The sequence below is a fragment of the Aquimarina rhabdastrellae genome (assembly GCA_947387485.1).
In the GTDB taxonomy this organism is placed as follows: domain Bacteria; phylum Bacteroidota; class Bacteroidia; order Flavobacteriales; family Flavobacteriaceae; genus Aquimarina.
Window position 1 is genome coordinate 1 of the sequence record CANDNT010000059.1, and the last position, 1,066, is coordinate 1,066.

The following is a 1,066-nucleotide window of genomic DNA, read 5'->3' on the forward strand; positions in this document are numbered from 1 at the left end:
GCAATATTAGCCTTGGCGTGTTGTAATTTTGATTTAAGATTTGTTTTTAATCGATGTAACATATAATTAATTTATGAATGAACAGGTTGAAGTATTTGAAAAGTAGCTTTGTAAAACTCCTGAAGAAACTCAGGCTCTTTTAAAGTTTTGATAGCAGCCTCACAACGTTTAAAACATTGTAAACGAGGGATCGCTATAGCGGTATCGGCTAATTCATTGCGTTTAAAGAAATTGACAATAGCAAAGAATTTACGTTGTAACAGCTTACGTTTTTTAAATTCAGCAGTAGGTTTCCAAGCTTTAGTTCTTGTAAAACCATTAGGATTATCAGGATCAAAAAAGAGATAAGGCAATTGCACATAACGAAGATCAGGAGCTTTGGCAACATAACGACGTACCATTTCAATACGTTTGACATAGACGTGATGAACGTGTTCTAGTTTATCAACAGGAACAGGAGCATACCAATCGAACAGGAGTTCTCTAGCAATCTCTTGTTGGGTTATGGTGAGCTGGGTTTTAGCATAGAGTTTTTTTCTAGCCAGCAGCCATAGTTTTTCTGCATAGCAAACCAGGAGTGACTCGCGAGCGGTTTGCCGTATGAAATGAGTGTCTTGTGGTAATGGCATGTTTACTCGCGTGTCAACTTTTTCCTGTGCATTGTTGTGTAACAGGGCTTTTTCCTGTGTGTTTCTAGCAAAAAAAATGTTTCCAGCGTCAATAGAATCACGGAGCGGTAGCGGAGTCCGTTGATGTCTTGTGTTTCCAGAAAGTATCTTGTGTTGTCTTGTGTTCCCAGAGATGTTACCATTGGATAAGAAATCACGGAGCGGTAGCGGAGACCTTTGTTGTCTTGTGTTTCTAGCAGGTATCTTGTTGGGAAAAGTTAAAAACTTATGAACCCCTATTAATCTATTATTAAAGTTCTTGTTTGTATAACTTGTATCTGTATTTTGCCAATCTGGCGTATTTTTATTTTTAACGTATTGATTATCAGTATAGGACAAAAAGCGGCTTTGATCTTGATTTTTAGGCTTATTGACAGGGTTATTAACAGCCTGTTGAG

The 1,066-nt window shown here is 37.5% G+C and carries 1 protein-coding gene; it reads right to left on the reverse strand.

All coding sequences use genetic code 11. From position 1 onward, the window contains the following. Window positions 1-71: 71 nt before the first annotated feature. Window positions 72-1,066 (reverse strand): hypothetical protein (locus tag ACYEKI_RS21240; RefSeq protein WP_459213221.1); only part of this gene is annotated, 995 nt, incomplete at its 5' end.